This is a genomic window from Lacticaseibacillus sp. 866-1 (genome assembly GCF_016861825.1).
Taxonomy (GTDB): Bacteria; Bacillota; Bacilli; order Lactobacillales; family Lactobacillaceae; genus Lacticaseibacillus.
Window position 1 is genome coordinate 40,653 of sequence record NZ_BOLU01000012.1, and the last position, 24,044, is coordinate 64,696.

The 24,044-nt window shown below is 56.9% G+C and carries 20 protein-coding genes; 2 read left to right on the forward strand and 18 right to left on the reverse strand.

The window, feature by feature from the left end:
* Positions 1–25 precede the first annotated feature (25 nt).
* From JUE30_RS05260 to deoC, 4 genes are all read right to left on the reverse strand, one after another.
* Positions 26–1,525 (reverse strand): C40 family peptidase, encoded by a 1,500-nt coding sequence (locus JUE30_RS05260; protein WP_203623933.1) that lies wholly within the window; start codon positions 1,523–1,525, stop codon positions 26–28.
* 205 nt (positions 1,526–1,730) lie between these two features.
* Positions 1,731–2,438: a purine-nucleoside phosphorylase gene (deoD, locus tag JUE30_RS05265; RefSeq protein WP_203623934.1), complete on the reverse strand. Its 708-nt coding sequence runs from the start codon at positions 2,436–2,438 to the stop codon at positions 1,731–1,733.
* A gap of 18 nt (positions 2,439–2,456) precedes the next feature.
* Positions 2,457–3,650: a phosphopentomutase gene (locus tag JUE30_RS05270; protein WP_203623935.1), complete on the reverse strand. Its 1,194-nt coding sequence runs from the start codon at positions 3,648–3,650 to the stop codon at positions 2,457–2,459.
* The gene (gene deoC / locus JUE30_RS05275) at positions 3,650–4,318 is read right to left on the reverse strand and encodes a deoxyribose-phosphate aldolase (protein WP_203623936.1); all 669 of its coding nucleotides are present in this window, start codon (positions 4,316–4,318) and stop codon (positions 3,650–3,652) included. Before deoC ends, JUE30_RS05270 begins: the two co-directional genes overlap by 1 nt.
* A 122-nt stretch (positions 4,319–4,440) precedes the next feature.
* Here deoC and JUE30_RS05280 point away from each other — a divergent pair, with 122 nt between their 5' ends.
* A complete protein-coding gene (locus tag JUE30_RS05280; protein ID WP_203623937.1) occupies positions 4,441–5,571 on the forward strand; it encodes a hypothetical protein in 1,131 nt (376 codons plus the stop codon).
* A complete protein-coding gene (locus tag JUE30_RS05285; protein WP_203623938.1) occupies positions 5,552–6,385 on the forward strand; it encodes an alpha/beta hydrolase in 834 nt (277 codons plus the stop codon). The genes JUE30_RS05280 and JUE30_RS05285 overlap by 20 nt, the downstream gene beginning before the upstream one ends.
* Before the next feature lie 117 nt (positions 6,386–6,502).
* On the opposite strand, the gene JUE30_RS05290 is transcribed toward JUE30_RS05285, so the two are convergent.
* The 14 genes from JUE30_RS05290 to JUE30_RS05355 form a co-directional block, all read right to left on the reverse strand.
* On the reverse strand, positions 6,503–7,201 hold the full coding sequence (locus JUE30_RS05290; protein WP_203623939.1) for an ABC transporter ATP-binding protein: 699 nt from the start codon (positions 7,199–7,201) through the stop codon (positions 6,503–6,505).
* On the reverse strand, positions 7,194–7,976 hold the full coding sequence (locus JUE30_RS05295) for an ABC transporter ATP-binding protein (RefSeq protein WP_203623940.1): 783 nt from the start codon (positions 7,974–7,976) through the stop codon (positions 7,194–7,196). Before JUE30_RS05295 ends, JUE30_RS05290 begins: the two co-directional genes overlap by 8 nt.
* Entirely contained in the window at positions 7,945–8,919 is a 975-nt protein-coding gene (locus JUE30_RS05300) for a branched-chain amino acid ABC transporter permease (RefSeq protein WP_203623941.1), read from the reverse strand. Before JUE30_RS05300 ends, JUE30_RS05295 begins: the two co-directional genes overlap by 32 nt.
* Before the next feature lie 2 nt (positions 8,920–8,921).
* Positions 8,922–9,800 (reverse strand): branched-chain amino acid ABC transporter permease, encoded by an 879-nt coding sequence (locus JUE30_RS05305; protein WP_203623942.1) that lies wholly within the window; start codon positions 9,798–9,800, stop codon positions 8,922–8,924.
* A gap of 57 nt (positions 9,801–9,857) precedes the next feature.
* Positions 9,858–11,051 (reverse strand): ABC transporter substrate-binding protein, encoded by a 1,194-nt coding sequence (locus tag JUE30_RS05310; protein ID WP_203623943.1) that lies wholly within the window; start codon positions 11,049–11,051, stop codon positions 9,858–9,860.
* 337 nt (positions 11,052–11,388) lie between these two features.
* Positions 11,389–12,345 carry a LacI family DNA-binding transcriptional regulator gene (locus JUE30_RS05315; RefSeq protein WP_125758232.1) on the reverse strand — a complete coding sequence of 319 codons (957 nt, stop codon included), beginning with the start codon at positions 12,343–12,345 and terminating at the stop codon, positions 11,389–11,391.
* A gap of 179 nt (positions 12,346–12,524) precedes the next feature.
* Entirely contained in the window at positions 12,525–13,382 is an 858-nt protein-coding gene (locus tag JUE30_RS05320) for a sugar ABC transporter permease (RefSeq protein WP_203623944.1), read from the reverse strand.
* 4 nt (positions 13,383–13,386) lie between these two features.
* Positions 13,387–14,745: a carbohydrate ABC transporter permease gene (locus JUE30_RS05325; protein ID WP_125758228.1), complete on the reverse strand. Its 1,359-nt coding sequence runs from the start codon at positions 14,743–14,745 to the stop codon at positions 13,387–13,389.
* A 60-nt stretch (positions 14,746–14,805) separates the two neighbouring features.
* Positions 14,806–16,044, reverse strand: coding sequence for an extracellular solute-binding protein (locus JUE30_RS05330; RefSeq protein ID WP_203623945.1), 1,239 nt, complete (start codon positions 16,042–16,044; stop codon positions 14,806–14,808).
* Positions 16,045–16,207: 163 nt separating this feature from the next.
* A complete protein-coding gene (locus tag JUE30_RS05335) occupies positions 16,208–17,335 on the reverse strand; it encodes an ABC transporter ATP-binding protein (protein ID WP_125758226.1) in 1,128 nt (375 codons plus the stop codon).
* Between the two features lie 6 nt (positions 17,336–17,341).
* A complete protein-coding gene (gene pgmB, locus JUE30_RS05340) occupies positions 17,342–18,022 on the reverse strand; it encodes a beta-phosphoglucomutase (protein WP_203623946.1) in 681 nt (226 codons plus the stop codon).
* Complete coding sequence (locus JUE30_RS05345) at positions 18,015–20,276, reverse strand: glycoside hydrolase family 65 protein (protein WP_203623951.1); 2,262 nt, start codon at positions 20,274–20,276, stop codon at positions 18,015–18,017. Before JUE30_RS05345 ends, pgmB begins: the two co-directional genes overlap by 8 nt.
* 111 nt (positions 20,277–20,387) lie before the next feature.
* Entirely contained in the window at positions 20,388–22,130 is a 1,743-nt protein-coding gene (locus JUE30_RS05350) for a glycoside hydrolase family 13 protein (protein ID WP_203623947.1), read from the reverse strand.
* Positions 22,130–23,797, reverse strand: coding sequence for an alpha-glucosidase (locus JUE30_RS05355; RefSeq protein WP_203623948.1), 1,668 nt, complete (start codon positions 23,795–23,797; stop codon positions 22,130–22,132). The genes JUE30_RS05350 and JUE30_RS05355 overlap by 1 nt, the downstream gene beginning before the upstream one ends.
* Positions 23,798–24,044 lie beyond the last annotated feature (247 nt).

The following is a 24,044-nucleotide window of genomic DNA, read 5'->3' on the forward strand; positions in this document are numbered from 1 at the left end:
CGCTTATTGATTGTCGAAATTGGTTTTAGAACGCCACGCGAACCGCGAAGCTTGGGTTGAAGTACTGGGAAATCGTCCCAATTTGGACCGGGACGCCTGGCTTGACTGCATTGATGTACTGGTTGTTACCAATGGCCAGTGCGACGTGGTAAGGAGTCCCATTAGTGGCCCAGAAAATCAAATCGCCAGCCTGGACCTGACTCATGGAGATCCGTGTCCCATTGTTTTGCTGGGTCCCGGTGTAACCGCCAAGCGTAATGCCCAGCGCATTCTTGAATGTGTAGTACATGAGGCCAGAGCAATCGAAGCTATTCGGCCCTTTGGAGCCCCATAAGTAAGGTTTGCCAATCTCCGCACGCGCAGTGGAAATCAGACGCTGAACCTTGGCTGCCCGGCTAAGGGTCGCCGTGGCTGCTGGCGCTGGCGTCGCGGTGGCCGGCTTGCTTGCCGTGGCCGTCGCGGTCGCAGGCTTAGCTACTGGTGCAGGGGTGGCCGCAGGATCAGCTGGTGCTGCAGGTGTGGCAGTTGCCGCAGGAGCGGCTGTTGCTGCAGGAGCAGCAACCGTGCCAGTGGTAACCGTGTTAGCTGGCACATAACCGCCAGAAGTCAGCTGGTACCATGTGGCACCGCCGGCAGTAACTTTGCCGTTGGCCGTGACCTTTTGGCCATTGCTCAGGTACTTGCCAGAAGCGGTCGTGAAGCTAGGGGCATTCCATACCGTCACCGCACCAGCGTAGTTGACCGTCAGGTTGAAGCTGCCAGCAGTGACTGCTGGGGTGACGGCCTGGGGAGCACTGGTTGCAACCGTCGTCCCAGTGCTTGCAGCAGGCGCAGCACTAGAGGCTGCAGGTGCTGCAGAAGAAGCAGCCGGTGCGGCGCTTGAAGCGGCTGGTGCAGCGGCACTAGCGACTGGCGCAGCAGAAGCAGCGGGTGCTGGCGTTGCCGCCGGCGCCGCCACTGTCCCATTTTCAGAGGTAAAGCGTGCCGGAACGTAACCGCCAGAACTCAGGCGGTACCATGTTTCACCATTGCTGGTGGTCTTGGCAACCGCTGTGACCTGTTGGCCAGCAGTCAAATAACGGCCAGTCGCCGTCTGGTAGTGAGTCGAAGCCCAAACCGTCGTCGCACCGCCTTCGTAAGTCACTGTCAGCGTGTACGACCCCACCTCGGTGTCGCTGGCGGAATTTGAACTGGTTGCCTGATCGGCTGCTGCGTTGGCGTTGGCAGTCTGGCCATCATCGGCCTGCAGATAAATAGCCGGGATCCATTCGTTAGCGCCAATCTGATACCAGATTGCCCCGTTAACGACCTTGGAGCCCTGAATTGCAATGCGCTGGTTGAACAGGACGTAGCGCTTGACCTGGTTAAAGGCCGGCGTCTGCCAAACAGTTGTTGCACCCTGTTGGTAAGTCACTGTACCGGTAGTTGCCGCGCTGACCTGATTCGGTGCAGACACCAGCGCTGCTAGTCCCGCAACCCCCGCGAGACCAGCGGTCAGTGCAATTGCCTTAGTCGATTTTCCCATACGTAAGTGCCTCCAATTTCAACATCACATTTACTGATTAAAAAAGCTGTTTTAAGATTTCTTAACGATTAGTTTCAGCTTAGCACCATGCCTCGGTGTTTTCACCGAATGGGCGTTCGTTTTTGTCCAAATTGACGTGGCCAAAGGCGATAAGGCCCGTGAGCAAGCGGCCTCAGCTGTCCAAGCACGTTATTTTTCATTTATGTTACAAACTGCACACAGTCTGCAACGCCAGACGGATCATATCGTCGAAGCTGGTTTGACGCTCTTGGGCAGTCGTTTCCTCACCGGTCACCAGGTGGTTGGACACCGTAAGAATAGCCAGCGCCCGCCGATGGTACTTGGCTGCCAGCAGATACAGCGCCGGCGTCTCCATTTCCGTGGCGAGGACCCCGTAGTCAATCAGCTTCTGCCGGTCCATCTCATCGTTGTAGAAGCGGTCCTCACCCAGCACGTTGCCGACGTGGCAGCGCAGGTTTGTCTCACGCGCCAACTTGGCCGCCGTTTCCAGCAGACCGAAGTCAGCGAGCGGCGCAAAGTAGAGCCCGGCCCCGAACGTGTTCAAAATAATCGACGAATCAGTGGTTGCGCCTTGTGCCAGCACCAGGTCGCGGACCTTGACCTGCGGGGCAAGGCCCCCGGTGGTGCCGACGCGGATCAGCGTTTTGACGCCGTAATCCTTCATTAACTCGGTCGCGTAGATTGAGATCGATGGGATCCCCATGCCGGTCGCCTGAACGGACACCCGCCGGCCCTGGTACGTGCCGGTGTAACCGAACGCGTTGCGCACGGTGTTGTACAGCACCGGGTCGTCCAGGTAGGTTTCGGCAATGTACTTGGCGCGCAGCGGATCCCCTGGCAGCAAAACCACGTCGGCAATCGCGTCTTTTGGCGCATCAATGTGTGTGCTCATGATTGTCCTCCATTCGAGCTATTTCAGTTCAGCCAAAAATGAGTGCCCAACGCCGGTGCCTTGAACGCCAAAGTTGTCCAGAATCGTCGCGCCCATGTCGGCAAACGGTGAGCGAATCCCGAGGCTGCCACCGCCTGGCAGGGACTTGCTGTATACGACCAGCGGCACATACTCGCGGGTGTGGTCGGTGCCGCGGAACGTGGGGTCATTGCCGTGGTCCGAGGTGATCATCAGAAGGTCGCTGTCTTGCATCGCCGCCATCAGCTCCCCGAGTTGCTTATCGAAGGCCATCAGCGCCTCGCCATCGCCTTGCGCGTTGCGCCGGTGCCCGTACATGGCGTCAAAGTCGACCAGGTTGGTGAAAATGAAGCCTTCCCGAGCCGATTTGACCTGCTTAATGGTCTGGTTCATACCGTCCTCGTTTGAGACCGTGTGAATGCCATCGTCCAGGCCCTGGCCGGAGAAAATGTCGTTGATCTTACCGACGCCGTACGTCGGGATCCCGGCGGCCTGCAGGCGGTCGAGGTCCGTTGGCGCGTTTGGCATCAGCGCGTAATCGTGGCGGTCCGAAGTGCGCGTGAAATTGTCCGCCTTGTCGCCCACATACGGCCTTGCGATGACCCGGCCGATTTTGTAAGGCTGGTCGGTGGTGATGCTCCGGGCGTACTCGCAGATCTTGTAGAGCTCCTTGAGCGGAATGACCGCGGTGTTAGCGGCAATCTGAAGCACGGAGTCGCCTGACGTGTAAACAATCAGGTCGCCCGTTTTCAGCTGCTCTTCGCCGTACTTTTTGATGACCTCAGTGCCGGAGTATGGCAGGTTGACGATCACCTTGCGGCCGGAAAAGTCCTCGATCTGCTTAATTAGCTTTGCAGGAAACCCTTGCGGGAAAAAGCCGAGCGGCTCGGTGACCGGCAGGCCCATCATTTCCCAGTGGCCATCCATGCTGTCCTTGCCGGCAGAAATCTCGTACATTTTGCCAAAGTAGCCAATGGGCCGCGCGATCGGTTCGACGCCCTTGATCGGCGCGTCTTCGCGAATGTTGCCCAGGCCGAGTTTCTGCCAGTTTGGCAGCGCCCAGTCGCCGTGAAAGAACTCACCGATGTGACCCAGGGTGTCCGACCCCTCATCGTTGAACTTGCCGGCATCCGGCGCGGCGCCGATCCCGATGGAATCCGTGACGATACTGATGACGCGTTTAAATTTTGCCATCAGTCGATCACCCCGGCTTCCTGGAGAATGGTGACCCCGGCGCTGGCGCCGAGGCGGTCCGCCCCGGCCTCGATCAACGCCTTGGCTTCTGCATAGGAGTGAATGCCGCCGGCCGCCTTGACGCCCAGCCGTGTGCCGACCGTTTCGCGCATCAGCGTCACGTCGTGCACGGTGGCGCCGCCGCTGGCAAAACCAGTCGAGGTTTTCACAAAATCGGCCCCGGCCGCTTCGGCCGCCTGGCAGGCCCGAACCTTTTCGTCATCGGAGAGCAGCACGGCCTCAATGATCACCTTAAGCACCGCCGCCTTGGCATGCGCGGCATCAGCCACGGCCTGAATGTCCGCCTTGACCTGATCGTCATGGCCGCCCTTCAATTCGCCAATGTTTAACACCATGTCGACTTCCTTAGCGCCATCGTCAATGGCGTGGTTGGCCTCGTCGACCTTGATGAACGTGGTGTTTGCGCCCAGCGGAAAGCCGATGACCGTGCAGACATTCACGTCGGTGCCGCGCAAGGCGGCCGCCGCCCGCGGGACCCAGTATGGGTTGATGCAGACGCTGGCAAAATGGTACTGCTTGGCCTGCGCGAGAACCGTGTCGATTTGATCCTGCGTGGCGTCCGGCTTGAGCAATGTGTGATCAATGTATTTCGCTAATGGCTTTTCCATGTTTTGCTCCCTCTTTTTAAATGTTCCAAACTAGTTAAATAGTACCATAGAACCGCTTTCTAAAATTGCCAAGAAACGATTCGGCTCGCATAATGTAGGCGACCAAATAGGGGGAAAACGCCATGAGTTGGGCAACGAAACTAGAATCCACGCGCGTGCTGCGCAGCTTGCGTGAGGCCTTAAAGACACTACGGCCGGTGCTGGTCATTGCAGCAGTGACACAGGCATTCAACTTGAGCGTTGTGGTGAAGGACGGCTTTTTTGCCCAGATCTACCATCTGCGCTGGCCGCGCTTTTTGCCGGTGCTGCTCAGTAACTTGACCACCGTGCTGTGGGGCAGTCTGGCCTTGATGGTGGCGGGCCTCATGGTGGCCGAGCTGGGCCACCGGTACCTGGCCTTGGCCGTGATCGGGGTGCTCAGTTTCATGGCACTGGCGACCGCGGATCCGACCCGGACGCTGAGTTGGCCGCACCTGGGTCCCAGCGCGCTGCTGCTGGCGGTAGTGGTCGCACCGCCTGTGGCCTGGCTGTTTGACCACGCTAAAAATGACCACTGGGCCGCGACCTGGCTGATCGGGGTCGTACTGCTGGGCCTGGCCATCGGCGCCGGCGCCAGAGTGCTCGCCAACCACCTGTCCTGGTCGTGGCTGACGCTGCCGGATTTCCTGGTGCTGCCCGCCAATCTTGCGCTGACGTGGCTGGGACTGCCACCACTGCTGGCGCCGCTGACGAACTTTGCAATGAGCCCAGAAGCCGCTGCCAACTTGAACGCTGCGCTGGCCCACCCTAGTTTAAGCACCATCCCGTACCGCTTCACGACCGGCACCATCTTTGCGCCGTTTGCCAACATGGGCGGCACCGGGTCAATGCTGGCGCTCGTGCTCGCGCTTGCGCTAGTCAATCGGCGCGTCGCGGTCCCAGAGCTGGTGACGGCCACCGTCAACCTGCCATTGTTGACGCTGCTTTCAACGCCGGTCATATTAGATCTGCGCATGCTCATCCCCTTTTTTCTGGCGCCGCTTGCCAGCAGTGGCATCGCCGCGCTGGCGCTCTGGCTGCACCTAATGCCGCCAGTGGTTTACCCGGTGCCGCCGAGCACACCAGGGCCGCTTTTCGCTTTTTTGGGCACTAACGGCAACTGGTCTGCCCTGGTTGTCAGTCTGCTGTGCCTGGCCGCGAGTGTCGCGATTTACTACCCGTTTGTCCAGGGCTTAACTCAGGAGGCGAAGGCCGATGCGAAAATGGTTCGTTAAACTGTTGGTGTTCTGCGTCCTCCTGGTGGGCATCGGTTTTCCAGCCTACCGGTGGATGCACACCAGCGTCGAAAACGCCCGCGTCGTCCACCGCTCCCGCATGCGGCCGATTTTTCTGGTGCCAGGCAGCTCGGCTAGCCAGAACCGGTTCAATGCCTTGGTCTCCGCCCTCAACCGCCAAACCATTGGCCACAGCTACGTTAAAATCACCGTGACCGAGTCAGGGCAGCTGAAACAGTCCGGCCGCATCGCCCCCCGCGACCGCCAGCCCTATATCGTGGTCGCGTTTGCCAATAACAAGGACGGCTACCCGAACATTCAGCGCCAGGCGCGCTGGTTCAACATTGCCTTCACCGCCATGGCCAAGAAATACCACTTCGACCGGTTTTCCGCGATCGGCCACAGCAACGGCGGCCTGGTCCTGACCCTGTTTTTGGAGCGGTACATGGACCAGTCTAAGTACACCATGCAGCGCATGATCACCCTGGGCTCGCCGTATAATCTGGAAGAAAGCAAGCCCGCCAACCGCACGCAGATGCTGACGGACATGATTCGGCAGAAAAAGCGCCTGCCGGCTGGTCTGACCGTGTACTCGGTGGCCGGGTCTGAGAACTACACGTCCGACGGCATCGTGCCGCTGGCCTCGGTAGACGCCGGCAAGTACATTTTTCAAAACCAGGTCAAGCATTACACCATGATCACCCTGTCCGGCAGCAACGCTGAGCACAGCGATTTACCCCAAAACCAGGAAACCATTGACCTGATCAAGCAGGACCTGCTGATCAAGAATCAGCGGCCTCAGCTGCGGCCATAACCTTCAATCGCCTCACGCCGGTTTGCAATGAACCGGCGTGAGGCGTTTTTTCGTCCAGCCAGAAAAAAAGTCTGTCCCCATCAGGGAACAGACCTTAATCGAACCTCAATGACACCCTCAGCCGCCCAAGTATGCCGCGCGCACATCATCGTTTGCGAGCAGGGCCTTGCCGGTGCCGGTCATTTTGACCTGGCCGCTGGCCAGCACGTAGCCGCGGTCGGCGACCTGCAGCGCCTGGGCCGCGTTTTGCTCAATCAAAAGCACCGTCACCCCTTGGGCGTGAATGTTTTTGATGATGTCGAAGATCTTGTTGATGTAAATTGGCGCCAGCCCCATCGACGGCTCGTCCAAAAGCAGCAGCTTGGGCTTAGCCATCATGGCGCGACCCATTGCCAGCATCTGCTGCTCGCCACCGGACAGCGTCGCGGCATCCTGGCTGCGCCGCTCCTTCAGCACCGGAAACTGGTCGTAGACGGCAGTCAGCTGCTCATCGCGCGTCTTGGGTGAGAGGTACGCGCCCATCCGCAGGTTCTCGGTGACCGTCAGGCCTTCGAACACGTGCCGCCCTTCCGGCACCTGCGCAATGCCGGCCGCAACGATTTTAGAGGGCGACAGCTTGGCCAGGTTCTGATCTTTGTAGGTTATCGTGCCGGCGCTGGGCCGCAGCAAACCGCTGATGGTTTTCAGGATGGTGCTTTTGCCGGCCCCGTTGGCCCCGATCAGCGTGACGATCTCGCCGTCATTAACGGTGAAGTCGACGCCTTGCACGGCCTGAATAGCGCCGTAGTTGACCTTCAGGCCTGCCACGTTAAGCATGAACGCCACCTCCTAAATACGAATCGACCACGGCCTGGTTCTTTTGAATCTCGGCGGGCGTGCCCTCGGCAATCAGCTTACCCTGATTCAGCACGTAAATGCGCTCAGCAATGTTCATGACCAAGCTCATGTCGTGCTCGATCAGGACCACCGTCAGCTGAAAATCAGTGCGCAGCTTGCCGATCAGCTTCATCAGCGCCGCGGTTTCCTCTGGGTTCATCCCCGCCGCCGGCTCATCGAGGAAAATGATTCGCGGCGACGTGGCCGTGGCGCGGGCGATCTCCACCCGCCGCTGAGTCCCGTATGGCAGGTTACCGGCGTCGTAGTCGGCCACGTCTGTCAGGTCAAACTCGCGCAGCAGCGCATCGGTCCACGCCCCCACCTTGGCCTCTTTTTTGTAATAGGCGGGCAGGCGGAAAATCTCGCCAAAGAAGTTTTCCGTGTACCGGTGCGTCATCGCCGCAAGCAGGTTGTCGCGAACGGACAGGTTAGCAAACAGCCGGATGTTTTGAAAGGTGCGCGCCAGGCCAAGCTTGGCCACCTGGTATGGCTTGTGGCCGAGCAGGGAAATCGTGCCAGTCGCCGTGGTCAGCGTGATCTTGCCAGAAGTGGGCGGGATCACCCCGGTCAGCATGTTGAACAGCGTGGTTTTGCCCGCGCCGTTCGGGCCGATCAGGGCCACCAGCTCACCGTCGTCCACGTGCATGTCGACGTTTGACACGGCGTCCAGGCCGCCAAACTTTTTACTCAGATTCGTGACTGTCAGCAGTGCCATGGCGGACTCCTTTCTTTTCAAACAGTTTGCGAATGGACACCTCGTAGCGGCCGAGTAGCCCGCTTGGCTTGAAGACCATGATCAAGATCAACGCCAGCGCGTAAATCACCATCCGCAGCGTACCAAAGCTTTGCAGGACGGTGTCGAGCACACCCAGCACGGTCGCGGCCACAAAGGTGCCGGTGATCGAGCCCACGCCGCCCAGCACCACGATGATCAGGATCGAGATCGAGTTCATGATGCCAAAATCACTCGGCGCAATGGTCTGAATGTACACGGCGTGCAGCGAGCCGGCAACGGCGGCGGTCGCGGCCCCCATCACGAAGGCGGCCAGCTTCCACTTGGTCGGGTTGATGCCCACCGCCTCGGCGGCGATGTCGTCTTCGCGAATCGCCTGAATCGCGCGCCCAGCGCGGCTGCGGGCGAAGTTGACGATCATCAGGGTCGTCAGACACACCAGCACATAGACGGTCGGCCAGTTGGCCAGCGCCGGAATGTTGTACATCCCCGCCGCGCCGTTAGTGATTTTCAGGTTGTTCAGAACCACGCGGATGATTTCAGACGCGCCCATGGTGGCAATCGCGAGGTAGTCCCCGCGCAGCCGCAGCGTCGGAATGCCGATGATCACCGCGACGATCATGGCGATCACGACCCCGACAGCCATCGACAGGTAAAAACCGAGCGCATTGCCCAAGTACTGGGTAATGATGGCCGTGGCATAGGCGCCAAGCGCCATAAAGCCGGCGTGGCCCAGCGAGAACTGGCCGGAAAACCCGATAATCAGGTTCAAGCCGGTGGCCAAGATGATGTTGATGCCAATGGTGACCAGCATGTTTTCGATGAAACTATTGATCACACCGACCACGATCAGTTCATTGATCAGGTAGAAGCCGGCAACGGCGATCGCCAGCCAGACCAGCGCTGCTTTCCATCTTGCTGCCATGCTCACACCTTCTCCTTCACGTTTTTGCCAAAGATCCCGGCCGGCAAGACCACGAGGATCACGATGAGGACCACGTAAACCGCCGCGTCCTTATACGCCGACAGGCCGATCGCCTGCACGAAGGTTTCCAAAATGCCGATGAGAAATCCGCCGAGCGCGGCGCCTGGAATCGACCCGATGCCGCCGACAACCGCCGCCACGAAGGCTTTGATGCCGGGCACCATGCCCATCAGGGGGTCGATCGAGTTGTAATACAGTCCGATCAGGACGCCGGCCGCCCCGGCCAAGGCGGAGCCCAGGCCGAAGGTGAAGGAAATGACGTGGTTGGGATTGATGCCGACCAGCTCGGCGGCCTCTTGGTCGACCGCCACGGCACGCATCGCCGTCCCCATTCGGGTGTGCTGCACAATAAGCTGCAGCGCAACCATCAGGACCAACGACACCGTCACGATCAGCAGCTGAATGTTGGTCACCGCCACGCCGAACACGGTGAAGCGGTGCGAGGCCACCACCTGCGGGAAGTTGCGGGTGTTGGCACCGAACAGGAAGGACATGCCGTTTTCAAGGAAGTACGAGACGCCGATCGCGGTGATCAGCGCGGTAATCCGCGGCGAGTTGCGCAGCGGCTTGTATGCGAGATATTCGATCAGCATCCCCAGGGCGGCGCAAATGACCATTGAAGACACCAAAGCCACGCCGAAATCGACGTGGTATTGGTTGATCACATAGTAGCCCCAAAAGGCCCCAATCATATAAATGTCCCCATGCGCAAAGTTGATCAGCTTAATGATCCCGTAGACCATGGTGTAGCCGAGGGCCAGCAGCGCGTAAATGCTGCCGAGACTCAAGCCGTTGATCAATTGCTGGAAAAAGGTTTGCACGAGAGCGCCTCCTAATCTGGGTGGCATCAGGCGTAAGCCCGGTGCTTCAAGCAATCATTACTTCTGTTTGACAGCGGATACGACCTTGCCGTTGGTCAGCTTTTCGATCATGATCGGCTTTTCCGGATCATGCGTCTTGTTGACGGTCATGGCACCGGTCACAGCTGGCATGTCTTTGATCTTGGCCAGGGCCTGCGCGATCTTGACGGAATCGGTGGATTTGGCATCCTCAATCGCCTGCTTAACCATCAGGACCGAATCGTAAGCCAGCGCGGAGAACGTCGGCGCGTCGGTGTGATACTGCTTCTTGAAGTCACCCATGAAGGTCTGGGCCATTTTGTTCGTGGAACCAGACTTGGTGGAAAATGGCGTGGTGTAGTAAATGTCAGACGCGTTCTCGCTGCCAGCGATTTCAGCCAGCTTCGGGTCTGCCATGCCGTCGGAGCCGATGATCGGCACGGTGATGCCCATCGAGCGGGCCTGCTTGATGATCAGGCCGGCCTCAGAGTAGTAACCCGGAACGTAAATGGCATCGATATTCTTATTCTTGATCCCGGTCAGCAGGGCGTTGAAGTCCTTGTCGCCTTCGGAGAAGGACTGCGTCGAGACAACGCTGCCCTTGAAGGCGGACTTGAAGGCCTTGGCGAGCCCGGTACCATAATCGCTTGAGTTGTCTTCAAGAATCGCGACGTTCTTGGCCTTCAGGGTGTTGTTGGCAAAGTGCGCTGCGGTTTCGCCCTGGAAGTTATTTTCAAAGCAGGCGCGGAACACGTACGGCTGAACCTTGCCGTTTTTCTGCAGGGTGTAATCCGGGTCGGTGGCACTTGGGGAAACGGATGGCACCTTGGCCTTGGTGATGTTCGGAATCGCCGCGGTCCCGTCGTTGGTGGTGGCAGGGCCGACAATCGCGGAGACGCCATCGGAGCCGGCGAGCTGGGCGGCAACGGAGCTGGAACCGGAAGTCGTGGACTTGTTGTCGCGGATCACAGTCTTGATCTTCAATTTCTTACCGTTGACCTTGATCCCGCCGTCTGCGTTGATCTGCTTAACCGCCAAGTCAAAGCCCTGCTTCATCTGGTTCCCATAGCCGGCAGCGGCGCCGGACAGCTCCATGTTCATGCCGATTTTCACGGTGTTACCTGTACTAGAATTGCCTTTATCGCCGGCGGAAGTCGTCGCACACCCAGCCAGGGCAATCGCACTCACGGCCGTGATCGCGCCCAGCATCACTTTTCTCATCGAAATCTTCATAACTGATCTCCCTTTTCCCTTAAGTGTCAGATGCTTTTCAAAAAAAGTGGCCTCATCAATGATGAGGCCGCATCTGGCAGGCCCCATCATCACGCGAATGAGGGCCTGTTCACATCAGCTTGCGCTAACGGACCGGGTCCTACTCGAGCAACAACAAGGCCAAACTGCGGAAAGAGCGAGCTGCACAGAACTGATCGATTGATTGTTTCATGAAAGCTCACCCTTCCTTAAATTAGTTAATGATTAGAATTTACACCAACTACTCATTATCGTCAACCGCTATTTTAAAATTTGCCAAAAAAATCCGTAACGGCCACTGCCGCTACGGATCAACTAATTAATCACGCGTGCTGCCACGTGTCACTAATTCTGGCGTCACCAGGACCTCGCCCTGTTGCGCGCCGCTTTGCGCCAATTTCTGCAGCAGCATGCGAGCCAGCAGCTCACCCAGCTGCTGAACCGGCTGCTTCACCGTGGTCAGTTGCGGGTTCGCGACCTGATCGAGAAAGACCCCGTCGAAGCCGATAATGCCAAAATCGCGGGGCACGTTGCCGCCGTTTTCGAGAATGCCGCGCTCCACGCCCACCGCAATGCGATCAGACGCGCAAATAAAGCAGGTGTCCGGCGCAAACTTGTGCCAGTTATCGGTGATAAAGGCCTGAGACACGTGCGAGTGATTCGCCAGCCGGTAAATCTGCGGGATCTTTTGGTGTTGCTGGAGGGTGTTGATGTACCCCGCCTCTCTTGAGTACTCAAAGGACTCTTTCACGTCCAGCCCGATGAAGACGATCGATTGATAATTCTTGGCCAAGGCGTAATTCGTTGCCAAGGCCGTGCCAGCCTTATTGTCGCTGTCGATGTAATCAAAACCGTAGCGATTCTCACCAAAAATGACGAACGGCTGGGTCAGCTGTTCGATCAGCGGAATATCCTTGGCCCGCTCACCAGTCACGATGAACCCATCGGCCCGGTTTCCCCCAGTGAGGTGCGCTCGGTCAGTGACCAGCTGAAGCGCATAGCCTTGTTTATCCAGCCCCTTGGCAATGCCAAAAATCAGGCTCATGTAATACGGCTCCGTTGTATCAATGTCTTCCAGGATCACCACTTTGATGACGTTCGTGCGATTGTTGGCCAGGGCCTTGGCTGCTGAGTTGGGATGATAATTTAACGCCGTCATCGCCTCTTCGACCAGGCACCGCAATTCCGGCGTCACCTGTTCTGGATGATTGATCACTCGCGAAACAGTCATTTTAGACACGTTAGCCTGTTTTGCGACATCTGACAAAGTAACCATGAGGACCCTCCTGAAGATTCACCACTGATTTGTACCACTCATTTTACACCAACTCAGACAGCGCCTCACGCGGCGGCCGGACAACTAAAGGGACCTGACCGTTACCAGTCAGATCCCTTCCGGTTGGAGGCCGAAGCCGAGTTCAGACACTCACCAGCGCTTGAACGACGCTGGATCCATTAACCTTTGTCCGCCCCGGCAGTGATCCCGTTGACATAGAACTTCTGCATGATCACGAACAAAATGGTGATTGGGACCGCGATCATGACACACCCGGCAATAAACTGGGTGAAGAACGTGGTTGAGGTGCCCTTAGCACTGTGCAGCATGTTATAAAGCCCGTACGCGATCGTGTAGTTCTTCGGGTTGCCTGAAGAAGACAGGATGATCCCGGAGAAAATGAAGTCGACCCATGGGGCGATGAACGTGGTCAAGGCCGTGTAAACGATCATCGGCTTGGACAGCGGCAGCCCAATGTGCAGGAAAACCTGCCACCTGGTCGCGCCATCCATCTCTGCGGCCTCATCGATCGACCGCGGAATGGTGTCAAAGAACCCTTTTGCGATGTAGAAGGAAAGTCCCGCACCGCCGACATAGACCATCGTCAACCCCGCAAGGTTCAGCATGTTGAAGCTCTTTAGAATGTAGTACAAGGCGATCATCGACATGAACCCGGGGAACATCCCCAGAATCAACGCGATCTGCAAGAACTTCTTCCGAAAAGCGAAGCGAAGCCGCGACAGGGTGTAGGCAACGGAAATCGTGATGAAGGTCGATAAAATCATCGACACTGTGGACACGAGCAGGGTGTTACGCATCCAGTCCAGGAACGGGTACTGCTTGTTCAGCAGCATTCCCGTGTAATTACTCAGCGTGAATTTCTCGGGCCAAATGGTCGACACAAACCCGGTATCGTTGTACGAGAGACTCGCCAAAATGATCCAAACAATGGGAAACAACCACACGACCACCAACACGGCCAGCAGAACGTAACGGAGGCTCAGCGAAAGGCGCCGCTGTGCTTTGTATGATTTCATGATCTCAGCCCTCCTTGAAAGCGTTCGTCCGCCGGTAAGCAAACAGTGAGAATACCGCACTGATGATGAAAATCAGGATCCCTAAGACCGCCGAAGCGTTGTACCGCTGCGTCTGGCCAAAGGTCAAGTTGTACAGCCAGGTCACCAGCAAATCGGTATCACCAGCCCCACTGTAGTTGTTGTTCATCGGGTAGCCCCCGGTCAACAGGTAAATGACGTTGAAGTTGTTGATATTGCCAATGAACTGCTGGATCAGGGATGGTGCCATCACGAACAGGATCTGCGGGAAGGTGATCGACTTGAAGACCTGGAACGGGTTAGCACCGTCCATCCGGGCCGCCTCGATCTGATCTTCCGGCAAGTTCTGAATGATCGCCGTGGACACCAGCATTGAAACTGGAATCCCGACCCACATGTTGACGACGATCACCGTGATCCGAGCCACGAGCGGATTAGCAGAGGCCCCAATAAAGTTGATTGGCTTGGCGATCCAGTGCCAGGATAACAGCAGGTTGTTCAGTGGCCCCTGAAGGTCAAGAAATTGTGCCATCATCAGCAGAGAAACAAACTGCGGGACCGCGTACACAATGATGAACATGGTGCGCCAGAAGGCCTTGTGCTTGATTCCCTTGGATTCGATCAGCATCGCCAGCAGGACGCCGAAGAAGAACGTCGTCGCCGTCGCACAAACCGCCCAGATCAAGGTCCAGCCGAGCACGGGGAAGAAGGTTCCGGCTAAATCACCAGAAAGCACGTTGTGAAAGGCTTGGAACCCAGTCCAGGAGAAGCCGATCGAATGGTGGGAATCATAGTTCGTGAACGCCATTGAGATCATGTACACCGTGGGCAGGATAGTGAACGCCACGATCCCAATAATCGGGATCGTCAGCAGGACACTGTGCAGCCGCTCGTCGAGCAACGACGCCAATTCCTCACCGTTGGTTTCAATGTGACCGTGGTCGCGGTTCAACACATATAACTTCCGGGTCGAACGCAGGTTGACCCAGTACAGGCCCACCATCGCGATCAGCAAGATCACCGCCAGCACCCCGAAGAGTAAGATCACGACGGAATTGTCCGGCAGCTTGGTTAAATAGACCCCTTGCGACTGATCAAAAACGACTTTCTTGGTCTTGAGCGTCCCCAGGTTACTCAGCATGCTGAGCGAGGAAATGCCGCTGAAAACCAGCCAAATCAGAAAGGCCACTTCTGTGATCAGGAACGCTGCCCCTTTGACCCACTGGCGATTCTTCAGCGCCGATGCGCCCATGACAAAGAATGAGAGCTTTGTCGTCCAATCGCCCTTGCGCCAGACTTCCCGATAAGTTGCTGCCGGTGGGAGTTTATTTTTTCTCCTGAACATACGCTACCTTCTCCTTTACGTACAAGATTGGTCAAGCTCAACCATCAGAACGTTCAACGCCTAGTTGGCTTTAGAAACGGCATTGTGGAATGAAGTCAGCTTCGTCATGTAGTCGGCAGGCTTGATTGAACCGCTGTAAGCACCGTTGATCAGTGGCGCGGCCTGATCCCAAAGCGTCGCAATTTCAGGCATCTTCGGCATCAGTGTGGAGTGACCTGGCTGCGACATCGTCTTGACGGCGACAGCCACTGGATCGTTCTTGAAGGTTGCAGTCTGCTGGGCTGACTTATCAACTGGGATCTGACCCTGATCTTTGTAGATGACCAGCTGCGATGCTTTGTTGGTAATGTACTGAGCCAGCGTGGCTGCGGCTTTTTGGTTCTTGGTGGCAGTGTGAGAGTTGACCGCAAAGGTTTCAATTCCAAGGAAGGCCTGCATTTGAACTTTCTTGCCGCCAATCGTGATGGTTGGGTACGGCGCAACGCCGAAGTTCTTGCCCAACAGTTTCTTGATGTTCACAGCGTCCCAAGGGCCGTCGAGAATCGCACCGGCCTTGCCAGACTTGAGCTGGTTGAGCATGCTAGAGGTCTGCATGACGCCTTTGTTGTTCTTTTGCGCGGCGTACCATTCCATCGCGTTGACCCCTTCTTGGGTGTTGACGTTAGTCCCCTTCAGATCTTCGCCGCTCTTCCCGTACATGTAAGTGCCGGCCGACAGGAAGATCGGGTAAACGTTATAAGGAACCGTGAAGTCCGTTGCCACAACGCTCTTCGCCGTCATGGTGTCCCAGTCTTTGACGTCTTCAGCGCTCAGCTTAGACTTGTTGTAGTACAAAGTCTGCGCCTGCATCGCAAACGGAAAGGCGTAAAGCTTGTTCTTCCAGGTGACGCCTTTAACGGCGCTATCAACGTTATCCTGCTTGATGGTCTTGGTGGCATCTGGAGAAAGCGGGTTGATGTAGCCGGCAGAAGCCATTTGACCGAGTTGGTCATTTGGCACTTCAAACACGTCTGCAGCCTTCGAAGGATCCTTAGCCACATCAGTCTTCGCGTTCGAGGACCCGTTAGGACTCTGGGTCACTTTGACCTTCACGTCTGGGTACTTCTTGTTGAAATCCTTCACGATTGACTTGTAGGAGCTGACCTGCGTGTTGTCGACCCAAAGCTTGACCGAACCGGACACGCCATTTTTGCCTGAACTACTGCTTGAGGAGCCGGAACCAGAATTGCCGCAAGCAGCCAGAACCGTTGCTGAAAGTAGTGCAGTGCTGCCTAAAGCAAATTTCTGCCATAATTTCATGATGTTATTCCTCCCAAAAAATGTTTTATAAGAACATGAAACCTAAATTAATAACGAAGGTCGACATGCAGGCGGTTTTGCCACCTGCGAGAAAAACTGACTGCCGCGACCCAATCGGTGTCTGTTGACACCCAGTCCGCCGGCGCGGCACGCCGAACTCACATTAGCCCTCTAACGGCACTGGGTCCTTCGTGATCGCCATCTCCGTGTCCTTGTCAAAGAAGTGGGCCTTGTTGACGTCAAACCCCATTTTGACTGCGTCGCCAGGACTGTGGAAATCGCGGGCGTTGACGTTGGCAATGTATTCGGTATCGTCAACTTTCAGGTAAAGCTGCTCCGTAGCGCCCAGCAGTTCGGAAACCGTGACTGTCGAATCGATCACGGCATCCGGCCAGGTATCCAAGAAGGCCTGCTCGGAGTGAATGTCTTCAGGCCGAATCCCAAAGATCAACTCCTTGCCGTCATAGCCCTGATCGTCCAAAATCTTCGCGCGGCCTTCCGGCACCTTGAGGGTCACGTGCTTACCGTCGGAAACCACGCCATTGTGATAGGTCATGTTGAAGAAGTTCATCGACGGCGAGCCCATGAAGCCCGCGACGAATTTGTTGCGAGGATTCTCGTATACCTGAGCCGGTGTCCCAATTTGCTGAACGTGGCCCACTGACATAACCACCACCCGGTCCGCCATCGTCATCGCCTCAGTTTGATCATGGGTGACGTAAATCGTGGTGGTGTTCAGGCGCTGGTGAAGCTTAGCAATTTCGGCTCGCATCGAGACCCGCAACTTGGCATCCAGGTTGGAAAGCGGCTCGTCCATCAGAAAGATTGGCGCATCCCGCACAATCGCCCGGCCAAGCGCGACCCGCTGGCGTTGGCCGCCGGAAAGCGCAGCCGGTTTGCGGTCAAGAAACGGCTGGAGGCCCAGAATCCCTGCTGCATTTTGGACCCGGTCATCAATGTCGGCTTTCTTGTAGTGCCGGAGCTTGAGCCCAAAGGCCATGTTGTCGTATACCGTCATGTGCGGGTACAGCGCGTAGTTTTGGAAGACCATGGCGATGTTGCGATCCTTGGGTGCCACGTCATTCATGACCTTGCCGGCGATTTTCAGCTCGCCTTTGCTGATGTCCTCCAGCCCCGCAATCATGCGCAAGGTCGTGGATTTCCCACACCCAGAAGGGCCAACAAACACGATGAACTCTTTGTCCTTGATGTGAAGGTCAAAATCCTCGACTGCATAATTTTCGCCGTCGTCGTATTTTTTATATAGGTGGTCCAGATCGATTTCAACCATTTGTCCTCATGCTTCCTTTCTTTCCAGCCACGTTGTATAGGCACGCTGAATATCCTCGAGCTTTAGCGCTGCCGTACTTGGCACAATGTAATCTGCCTGGTAGAGCACTGCCGGATCGCCGATCCCAACGGCGAACTGACCGGCTGCTTTGATTGCCGAAACGCCCACCGCAGCATCTTCAAACGCCGCAACTTCTGTGGTGTTCAGTTTGGCTAAGGCCTGCGCCCGTTCGTAAATCTCAGGATCAGGCTTGCCGCGGTGTAGCGTGGCCGGATCCACGATCCCGTCGAACTGCTCGGCCAGCCCGAGGCGGCTTAGGATCGCCGGGGCGTTGCGCGAGGCCGAGGCGATCACCATCGTGAGGTGGGCAGCCTTTGCTGCCGCGAGCAAGTCACTAATGCCGGGCAGAATGTCTGCCGGGGTCATCGCCTCGATCAGGTGCAGATACATCTGATTCTTGGTCTTGGCGAAGGCGGCCTTTTGCGCGCTGGTGTAACGATTCTCCTGGTGCCCGTAACTGAGGACCAGATTCAATGAATCCAGCCGTGAGCGCCCCCGCAGCTGCTGATTGGCCTCTGGCGGCAGCGTAATATTGAGATCTTTTGCCAGCTGGTTCCAGGCCTGCAGGTGATACTTGGCGGAATCAGTCAGCACCCCATCAAGATCAAACAACAATCCCTTAAGCATGGGCTGCCTCCTTCACCAGATGAACCGCATGCCCATCGACTTCAATGTCGAGAGGGGCGCCAGTCAGCAGCGTGACCAACGTCTTTTGCCCAACGTCGACGGCCAGCAGCCGGCCGCGGTAGTTGAGCTTGAAACTGTAATGCGACCACTGCTTGGGCAAGAACGGCTTGAAGCGCAACTGATCGTGGTCGTACCGCATCCCCGCAAAGCCCTGGACAATGGCGAGCCACGAACCGGTCATAGACGTAATGTGAAGCCCATCGGCCGTGTCGTTATTGTAATTGTCAAGGTCCAGGCGCGCGGTCCGCCGGTACAACTCAACGGCTTTTTCCTGCTTACCCAGCTCCGCCGCCAAAATGGCGTGGATCGAAGCCGACAGTGAACTTTCGTGCACCGTGAGCGGCTCGTAGAAATCGAAGTTGCGCTCCTTTTGGGCCCGCGTGAAGCGGTCATTCAAGAAGTAAATGCCTTGCAAAACATCCGCCTGCTTGATGTAAGGGCTGCGCAGGATGTGATCCCAAGACCAGTGCTGATTGATGGGGCGCTGATCTTCTGGAATCGCGCTGGCCGGCTGCAGGTCCTTGTCCAGGAACGTATCGTTTTGAACGAAGATGCCAAGCTGCTTGTCGACCGGGTAGTACATCCGATCGATGATGTCCTGCCAGTGCGCCTTCTCCTCGGCGGTGACGCCAAGTGCCTTGACCAGCGTTGAATCAGCCTTGGGCAGCCGGGCCAACGTGTACTCGAGCACCCAGGCGGCCATCGTATTGGTGTACCAGTTGTTGTTAACGTTGTTTTCGTACTCGTTGGGGCCGGTCACGCCGTGAATCATGTACTGGCCTTTGCGCTTTGAGAAATGGACCCGATCGGCCCAGAAGCGGCTGATCCCGACCAACACTTCCATCCCGTCGTGGTTAACGTAACTCTCGTCGCCGGTGTATGCGGTGTACTGATAAATCGCAAACGCGACTGCCGCGTTGCGATGAATCTCCTCGAAGGTGATTTCCCATTCGTTGTGGCACTCGATGCCGTTGAAGGTCACCATGGGGAACAGCGCACCCTTAAGGCCTTGCTGCTGGGCGTTGTGGTAAGCGCCGGCCAACTGATCGTGCCGGTATTCCAGCAGCGCTCGGGTCACATCTGGCGGCGTCACCGCCAGATACATCGGCACGACATAGGCTTCAGTGTCCCAATACGTCGCACCGCCGTACTTCTCACCGGTGAAGCCCTTGGGCCCGACATTCAGCCGCTTGTCTTCGCCGTAATACGTCATGAACAGCTGCGCGATGTTGAAGCGAATCCCTTGCTGAGCTGCCGCATCGCCGTCGATCACCACATCGCTTTGCGCCCACCGGCGGGCCCAAATGGCTGTGTGACTGGCCAGGCGCTGATCAAATGAGGCAGTTTGCAACTGCGTCATCAAGGCACTTGCGGTTTGCGGCTGCTTTTCCGGGGCCACGTCGCGGCTGGTCACCACAATCACGTCTTTTTCTAACGTGAGACTTTGGCCGGCGGCAAGTGTGGCGCTCAGATGGGCGGCCGCTTGACCACTCGCTGTTTCATTGCTCGTTTGGGCAGTCTGGCCGTTGACCCGCAGTGCTTGTTTCAGCAGCACGGTGAAGCGCGGCACCTGGTAAGGGTTCGCCTTCGTGATCAGCTGAATGCTTTGGGCCTGCGCATCTTCCGCAACCGGCTGCCAGAAGCGCTCATCGTAGTTGCTGTCTTCGTTGCTGACGTTCCCGTCAAGCGTGGCAGCAAAGGCGATGGTGGCGTGGCCGCTGAGGACTTGGGCGCGGACTTCGATCAAGGCTGCTTCTTTAATTTCGTTGGACAAAAAGCGGCGAAAAGTGAGTTGAACGGTCGCGCCTTGGGCTTCGTAAATGAACGTCCGCGTCAGCAGTCCTTGATGCATGTCTAAGGCAATGCGGAAGTCGTGATACTTGCCAGTTGCCAGGTCGACGGCTTCACCATTAATGCGGATCCCAATCCCAATGAAGCTCGGCGCGTTGATCGCCTTGCCAAAGTATTGGGGGTAACCGTTTTTCCACCAGCCGACGCGCGTCTTGTCTGGAAACCACACGCCGCCAAGATAAGTTCCCTGCAAGTGGTCGCCGGAATAGCCTTCCTCAAAATTACCTCGCATCCCCATGTAGCCATTGCCGATCGCCGTCAAGCTTTCCTGCAGGCGCATTTCCTGCGGATGGAGTTCGTGGCTTTGAACCAGCCACGGGTCAATTTCAAAAATCCGTTTCATCATTTATATCCCCAATTGCACCGCCGAGGCGGTTCACTGATTTACAACTTGATTATCTCGTGGTGAAAGCGTTTTTAATAGGCCGAATATTCTGTTACCGCTATCAAGATCTCACAACACCACCAGCGCAAACCCCTTAGGTGCCAGCTGACCGTCCTGATACGCCTGGGCCAAAGCCGGGTCGACGGGCAAGGCAACGGGCTGGTCGGTCGTGTTGAAGTACCCCTCGATGTGCGTCTTACCGTCGCGGGCCACTTTGATCAGCCCGCTCGGCGTCACGGTCAGGCGGGTCGTGCCTGTGCCGAGCGTTTCGGCGTACTGCCTGCGAAAGGCGATCAGCGCATGGATCCGCTGCCAAACCGGCCCGTTGAGTTTGGACCAGTCCATTGGGCGCCGGCAGTCGGGATCATTTTCACCGGCCATGCCCATTTCTGTGCCGTAGTAGATGCACGGCATGCCGGTTTGCGTGAAGGTGAAGGCCAAAGCCTGCATGGCCAGGTCTTCATCCCCGTGCGCCACGGTCAAAAGCCGCGCGGTGTCGTGAGAATCCAGCATGTTCAGCATCACTTGATCATTTTGCGGTCGGTACATCATCAGCTGGTCAGTCAACAGCGCGACTAGGCTCTCGGCATCCAGCTTGTGGGTCAGAAAATGATCCTCGATTTGCTCAGTGTAGGCGTAGTTCATGACCCCGGAGAACTGATCCCCATTCAGCCACGGCTGGCTGGAATGCCACACCTCGCCGATGATCAGAAAGTCCTTCTTGGCCTGTTGCGTCGCCTGGTAGAACCGCTTCCAGAAGTGGTGATCGACCTCGTTGGCCACGTCCAGCCGCCAAGCGTCGATGTCGAACGTCTTGATCCAGTAGGTCGCCACGTTCAGCAGATAATCCTGCACTTCCGGATTGGCTGTGTTGAGCTTAGGCATGTGCGGCTCGAAAGCAAAAGTCTCGTACTGCGGCGCTTTCGCCCCTTGGTTAGGGTCTTTGAAAGGTGTCAGTGGATAAGAATTGATGTGGAACCAGGAAGCAAACCGCGACTTTTCACCATTTTTCAGGACGTCCTGCCACTGCAGGCTGCGCTCGCCAATGTGGTTAAAGACGGCGTCCAGCATCACTTTCATCCCGCGCTTGTGGGCCTCAGCAACCAGCTTGGCAAAAAGCGCCTTATCGCCGAAGTCCGGATCGATGTCAAAGTAATCGATAGTGTCGTACTTATGATTCGAAGCCGCCGTGAACAACGGGCAAAAATACAGCCCGTTGACCCCCAGCGCCTGCAGGTCGTCCAAGTGGTCAAGCACCCCCTGGAGATCCCCGCCGTAATAGTCCTCACGACCCGGGTGATCAGCCGGCCGCCATGGCTTGGTGCCAGCCGGGTCATTGCGCTTATCCCCATTGGCAAACCGTTCAGGGAAAATCTGATACCAAACCGTCTCCTTGGCCCAATCAGGCGTCTTCACCCGGTCAAGCTCGTGAAAGTAGGGCATCCGAAAAACATTTTCCGTACGGTTGGCCGGGGTATCCTCGCGCAGGCCCCGATCCGAATACAGAACCGTGGTCCCATCTGCGCCTTCAACCAAAAACTGATATTGCAACCGCGAATACGGCATCCGCAGATCAACGGACCAGTAGTCCTCAGTTTGGCCCGTCCCGATTTTGCGCATTGCCAGCGTTTGGTACCGCCAAACCGGCTTGTTCGTCGCCGGATCAAGCACCGTCAGGTAGGGATCCCCATAGATCAAAGTGACCTTGGCCACATCGTCCTTGGCGGTGTGGAAGTGCAACGTCAACAACCCCTTGGTGTACAGGTAGCAATCTTCACTTTCCGGCCGGTGCCGGAGTGCTGCAGTATTCATTATGCTTGGTCTCCTTCATTATTGATTAGAACCGCGCCCGCATATGGGGCAAGCGTCAACTGATTGCCGTTCAGCTTTGCCGAACCGGCAGTTAAACTTAAGTGGTAGTCGCCACTGGGCAGTGTCACTGTTGCCGCGCGGCCGCTCAGCTCAACCGCCACGAGCGCGCGCGCAGCTCCCAGCGTCCGCTGGTACACGTAGAGGTCTGCCGATGTCGTGAGCATCAAATAGTCCCCATCTTGAAACACCGGACGCTTCTTCAACGCAATCAGCTGCCGATAAAATTGGAGCATGCTCCCAGCCTTCCCGGCTTGCTCGGCGGCGCTGGTGTCTTCTGCCGCGCGCCCGGTCAGCCAGGGGGTGGCTGGCGAAAAGCCGTGATGTGCGGTCTGGTCCCAGGGCATGGGCCCTCGGGCAGGCAGCTTGTGCGTTTGTGACACCAGCTTTAAGGCGGCAGCTTCGGTCATGCCAGCCGCCTTTGCCTGCGCCACAAACGGTGCCACCGTTTGATCATGAAAAGCGGCGACCGAATCAAATTCAAGATTCTTCAGTCCCAGTTCATCGCCGTAGTAAATCACCGGAATGCCGCGCTGCAGATACATGAGCATCGCCAGTGACCGCGCCTGGGTGTCATTTTTCGCAATGCGCGTGCGCAGCCGGGCCAAGTCGTGGTTACTCCACCATAACGTCGGCGGCGCCACCTTGTTCAAGGTTTGCTGCCAAATGAGCTGGTGATGCTTGAACGCGGCAAAATCCAGCGGCTTGGGCTGAAACGTGGCGGGCAGCCGAGGATCCAGGTGCGATTCGTCATCCGTGAAGTAGCGAAACGTGATCACCGAATCCATCAAGCCATTGTGCGGCGCGGTGTAATCAACCGCCAAATGCGGATCTGCAGATGAAGCCTCACCCAGCAAAAACACATCGGGGTAATCGCTGCGAAGCCGCTGGCAAAACGGCCTGAGCCATTCTTGGACCTGAGGCAGGTTGGCGAAGAATGGTTCCGCGACAACCGGATTCTCATTGTCCGCCGGAAAATCCTGATGCAAATTGGCCTTGGCAATGTGGATGAACGCATCCAGCCGCAGCCCGTCGATCCCCTTGGCCAGCCAGAACTCAGCAACGTCCCCCATGGCCCGACGGACCTCGGGATTGGCCCAGTTGAGGTCTGGCATGCGCTTGTCAAACAAGTGGAAATAGGACTGCCCGGTGCCTGCCGGATCCGGCTCCCAGACCGAGCCGCCAAAAAAGCTGCCCCAGTTATTCGGCCGCCGCCCGTCTTTGCCGTCAAAGATGTAGTAATCGCGGTAAATGCTGTGCGGGTCGCGAATCGCGTCCTGAAACCACGGGTGCTGATCAGACGTGTGATTAAGCACAAAATCCAGCAGCACGCGAATGCCTGCGCGATGAAACGCCGCAATCAGCGCCTCCATGTCCGCCATGGTCCCCATCCGTTTGTCGATGGCATAGTAATTGGCCACGTCGTACCCGTTATCCACTTGGGGCGATACAAACAACGGATTCAGCCACACCGTGTTGATCCCCAGCGCCTGAAGGTAGGGGATCCGACTCTCGATGCCTTTCAAATCCCCGATGCCGTCGCCGTTGCTGTCTTGAAACGACTTGGGGTAGATCTGATAAATGATTGCGTGCTCATACCAAGCGCCCATATTCACCCTTCCTTTCGCTTCTCAGCTTAGGGGATGAGGCTAGTTGCAGACAAGCATTAAGGCCATGTTACCGCTATCAAAAACCGGTCCCACCCGATTTTGCCCACACAAAAAACGGCGCTACGATATTTGGAGTTGAAAGGCATCTTGCCTCGAAACTCCTTTTTATATACCATTTTTATGTCTGAGCACACAAAGAGGACATTACACTGTCCCTTGTCTGCTCTCCGACCAAAGAAATTAGAAA

What these genes read in the sequence shown, in the direction of transcription:
- JUE30_RS05260 (WP_203623933.1), bottom strand. Translation starts at nt 1,525, where the DNA reads ATGGGAAAATCGACTAAGGCAATTGCACTGACCGCTGGTCTCGCGGGG.
- deoD (WP_203623934.1), bottom strand. Translation starts at nt 2,438, where the DNA reads ATGAGCACACACATTGATGCGCCAAAAGACGCGATTGCCGACGTGGTT.
- JUE30_RS05270 (WP_203623935.1), bottom strand. Translation starts at nt 3,650, where the DNA reads ATGGCAAAATTTAAACGCGTCATCAGTATCGTCACGGATTCCATCGGG.
- deoC (WP_203623936.1), bottom strand. Translation starts at nt 4,318, where the DNA reads ATGGAAAAGCCATTAGCGAAATACATTGATCACACATTGCTCAAGCCG.
- JUE30_RS05280 (WP_203623937.1), top strand. Translation starts at nt 4,441, where the DNA reads ATGAGTTGGGCAACGAAACTAGAATCCACGCGCGTGCTGCGCAGCTTG.
- JUE30_RS05285 (WP_203623938.1), top strand. Translation starts at nt 5,552, where the DNA reads ATGCGAAAATGGTTCGTTAAACTGTTGGTGTTCTGCGTCCTCCTGGTG.
- JUE30_RS05290 (WP_203623939.1), bottom strand. Translation starts at nt 7,201, where the DNA reads ATGCTTAACGTGGCAGGCCTGAAGGTCAACTACGGCGCTATTCAGGCC.
- JUE30_RS05295 (WP_203623940.1), bottom strand. Translation starts at nt 7,976, where the DNA reads ATGGCACTGCTGACAGTCACGAATCTGAGTAAAAAGTTTGGCGGCCTG.
- JUE30_RS05300 (WP_203623941.1), bottom strand. Translation starts at nt 8,919, where the DNA reads ATGGCAGCAAGATGGAAAGCAGCGCTGGTCTGGCTGGCGATCGCCGTT.
- JUE30_RS05310 (WP_203623943.1), bottom strand. Translation starts at nt 11,051, where the DNA reads ATGAAGATTTCGATGAGAAAAGTGATGCTGGGCGCGATCACGGCCGTG.
- JUE30_RS05315 (WP_125758232.1), bottom strand. Translation starts at nt 12,345, where the DNA reads ATGGTTACTTTGTCAGATGTCGCAAAACAGGCTAACGTGTCTAAAATG.
- JUE30_RS05320 (WP_203623944.1), bottom strand. Translation starts at nt 13,382, where the DNA reads ATGAAATCATACAAAGCACAGCGGCGCCTTTCGCTGAGCCTCCGTTAC.
- JUE30_RS05325 (WP_125758228.1), bottom strand. Translation starts at nt 14,745, where the DNA reads ATGTTCAGGAGAAAAAATAAACTCCCACCGGCAGCAACTTATCGGGAA.
- JUE30_RS05330 (WP_203623945.1), bottom strand. Translation starts at nt 16,044, where the DNA reads ATGAAATTATGGCAGAAATTTGCTTTAGGCAGCACTGCACTACTTTCA.
- JUE30_RS05335 (WP_125758226.1), bottom strand. Translation starts at nt 17,335, where the DNA reads ATGGTTGAAATCGATCTGGACCACCTATATAAAAAATACGACGACGGC.
- pgmB (WP_203623946.1), bottom strand. Translation starts at nt 18,022, where the DNA reads ATGCTTAAGGGATTGTTGTTTGATCTTGATGGGGTGCTGACTGATTCC.
- JUE30_RS05345 (WP_203623951.1), bottom strand. Translation starts at nt 20,276, where the DNA reads ATGAAACGGATTTTTGAAATTGACCCGTGGCTGGTTCAAAGCCACGAA.
- JUE30_RS05350 (WP_203623947.1), bottom strand. Translation starts at nt 22,130, where the DNA reads ATGAATACTGCAGCACTCCGGCACCGGCCGGAAAGTGAAGATTGCTAC.
- JUE30_RS05355 (WP_203623948.1), bottom strand. Translation starts at nt 23,797, where the DNA reads ATGGGCGCTTGGTATGAGCACGCAATCATTTATCAGATCTACCCCAAG.